Annotated in this window: 3 protein-coding genes; all 3 read right to left on the bottom strand. The window is 64.6% G+C overall.

Translation table 11 applies throughout. The annotated features are described in order from the left end of the window. A partial coding sequence (gene purF, locus EOA85_RS31280) for an amidophosphoribosyltransferase (protein WP_127212311.1) occupies positions 1-1,144 on the bottom strand: 1,144 nt, incomplete at its 3' end. Positions 1,145-1,222: 78 nt separating this feature from the next. After that, positions 1,223-1,891, bottom strand: a complete 669-nt coding sequence (locus tag EOA85_RS31275; protein ID WP_127212310.1) for a CvpA family protein — start codon at positions 1,889-1,891, stop codon at positions 1,223-1,225. A 27-nt stretch (positions 1,892-1,918) separates the two neighbouring features. After that, on the bottom strand, positions 1,919-3,011 hold a 1,093-nt coding region (gene radA / locus EOA85_RS31270; protein WP_127212309.1), incomplete at its 5' end, for a DNA repair protein RadA.

Raw genomic sequence — 3,011 nt, 5'->3', positions numbered from 1 at the left:
CGCGCACCATCTGCACGATCTTCTGGCTGGTGGTGCCGCGCACGATCGAATCGTCGACCAGAACCACGCGCTTGCCTTCGATCATGCGGCGGTTGGCGTTGTGCTTGAGCTTGACACCCATGTGGCGGATCGAATCGCCAGGCTGGATGAAGGTGCGGCCAACATAGTGATTGCGGATAATGCCGAGCTCGAACGGGATGCCCGCGGCCTGCGAAAAGCCGATCGCCGCCGGGGTGCCGCTGTCCGGCACCGGCACGACGATGTCGGCATCGACTGGGCTTTCCAGCGCCAGCTCCGCGCCGATGCGCTTGCGCACCTCGTAGACGTTGCGGCCTTCGACCGATGAATCCGGGCGTGCGAAATAAACATATTCGAAGATGCAGAAGCGGGTCTTCTGCGGCTCGAACGGAAACAGGCTCTCGATGCCCTTTGTGGTGACGACGACCATCTCGCCGGGCTTCAGGTCGCGCACGAAACGGGCGCCGATGATGTCGAGCGCGCAGGTTTCGGAAGCCAGGATCCAGGCGCCGTCGAGATCGCCGAGCACCAGCGGGCGAATGCCAAGCGGATCACGGCAACCGATCATCTTCTTGGAAGTCATCGCCACCAGCGAGAAGGCGCCTTCGACCTGGCGCACCGCATCGATGAAGCGCGAGTTGAGATCGTGTTCCCTGCTGGTGGCGACCAGATGCAGCAGCGTCTCGGTGTCGGAGGTCGACGAGAAGATCGCGCCTTGTTTCTGCAGCGCGCGCTGCACCGTCATGGCGTTGGTGAGATTGCCGTTGTGGGCGACGGCGAAGCCGCCGTCGGCCAGCTCGGCGAAAAACGGCTGGATGTTGCGCTGGCCGGCGCCGCCTGTGGTGGCGTAGCGCGTGTGGCCGATCGCGCGGTTGCCTTGCAGGCTGTCGATAACGCGCTGCTTGGTGAAGGTGTCGCCGATCAGGCCGACATGATGTTCGACATGGAACTGGGTGCCGTCATAGGAAACGATACCGGCCGCTTCCTGGCCGCGATGCTGCAACGCATGCAGGCCGAGCGTGACGATAGCCGCGGCGTCCTGCCGGCCAAAAATACCGAACACACCGCATTCGTCATGGAAATGATCGTCAGCTTCGGCGGAAAGCACGTCGTCTGCGTCTGCCATCTTCAGCTCCGCTAAAGTCGCTATATAGTGTGATGACTGCCCGAGAGCAACGTAGAGTTTGCGGCTTTCACATGATCGTCAGTTTGCCGGCGCCGGATTGGCCGGTGCATTGTCGGCCGGTGGCGCGTCGGTCGCGCTCCCGTCCGGCGCCGGAGCATCGTCGCCGGCTGCCGGTGCGTCCGCCGCCGGCGCGTCGGCCGCCGGAGGCGTCTCGGCTCCGGTCTCGGGTGCCGGCTGATTCGGATTGAGCCTGTTGAGGATCGCGTTCTCCGGATCCTCGGGCAGCAGGCTTTCGAGCTTGGCGCCGATCGATTCGAGCAGTGGCCGCGACTTGGCGTTGGCGACCCAGCCCGGAGCCTTGGGGCCGGCCAGCCAGTTGAAGAACAGCAGGGCCACTGCGACGACCAGGATGCCGCGCGCCGCGCCATAGAGGAAACCGAGCGTGCGGTCGAGCGCGCCGACCCTGGAATCGATGATCCAGTCGGCGAGTTTCATGGTGATGACGGAGACGACAATCAGCGCGACAATGAAGACGATGCCGGCGGCCACCACCATGGCAATCTTCTCATTGTCGACATAGGGCTGAACGTAAGGCAGGACCGGTTGGTAGAAGAAGAACGCCGCAGCCGCCGCCGCTATCCAGGAGACGACGGAGAGGATCTCGCGCGAAAAGCCGCGAACCATGGCGAGCATCGCCGAGACCAAGGTGAAGCCGACGAGAATTCCGTCAAGCAGCGTAATCGGCATGTCTTTTGCCCCACTTCATGAGCCGCGTCACTCTTGCTCGTCGGCGCGGCTGCGCCGTGAGCCGGCTATGCGCGCCACGAGATCGGCAAGCTCGGTGGGCTGGAAAGCGCCGGCCCCTATCCCCCCGGCAAGTTCCTCGCTGCCCAAGGGCAGAACCGCGCTTCCAAAACCCAGCTTTTCGGCTTCCTTCAGGCGCTGCTGCGCGTGCGCAACCGGCCTCACGGCGCCCGAAAGGCTGATTTCGCCGAAATAGACGCAATCGGCGGGAAGGGCAAGACCGGTGAGCGAGGAAACCAGTGCGGCCGCTACCGCCAGATCGGCAGCCGGCTCCGAGATACGGTAGCCGCCGGCGACGTTGAGATAGACGTCATGGGTGCCAAAGCGGACGCCGCAATGAGCTTCGAGAACGGCGAGGGTCATCGACAGCCGGGCGCCGTCCCAACCGACGACGGCGCGGCGCGGCGTGCCCAGCGACGACGGCGCCACCAGCGCCTGGATCTCGACCAGCACCGGCCTTGTGCCTTCCATGCCGGCGAAAACCGCGGCGCCCGGCGCTTTCGCGTGGCGTTCGCCGAGAAAAAGTTCGGACGGGTTGGCGACCTCGCGTAGGCCCATATCAGACATTTCGAAGACGCCGATCTCGTCGGTCGGTCCGAAGCGGTTCTTGACCGTGCGCAGGATGCGGTAGTGGTGGCCGCCTTCGCCCTCGAAATAGAGCACTGCGTCGACCATATGCTCGACGACGCGCGGCCCGGCGATCTGGCCTTCCTTGGTGACGTGACCGACGAGCACGATCGCCGCACCCGTGGATTTCGCATAGCGGATCATCGCCTGGGCGGCGGCACGCACCTGGGTGACGGTGCCGGGAGCCGAATCGGCCATGTCGGTCCACAAGGTCTGGATCGAATCCAGAATCACCAAATCCGGCCGCTTGCCGTCGGCGATGGTGGCGAGAATGTCCTCGACATTGGTTTCGGCGGCAAGCTCCACCGGAGTATCGGCGACGCCGAGCCGCTGCGCACGCAGCCTGATCTGGGCAACCGCCTCTTCGCCCGAGACATAGACGATGCGGTGGCCCTTGGACGCCAGCGCTGCGGCAGCCTGAGTGAGCAGCGTCGAC

It is taken from the genome of Mesorhizobium sp. M5C.F.Ca.IN.020.29.1.1, from assembly GCF_003997375.1.
Lineage (GTDB): Bacteria > Pseudomonadota > Alphaproteobacteria > Rhizobiales > Rhizobiaceae > Mesorhizobium > Mesorhizobium wenxiniae.
The sequence above is the reverse complement of the archived record's forward strand: the minus strand, read 5'-3'. Positions and strand labels throughout refer to the sequence as shown.

Bases quoted from the DNA above. Each gene is read 5' to 3' on its own strand.
- EOA85_RS31275 (WP_127212310.1), bottom strand. From the start codon at position 1,891: ATGCCGATTACGCTGCTTGACGGAATTCTCGTCGGCTTCACCTTGGTC.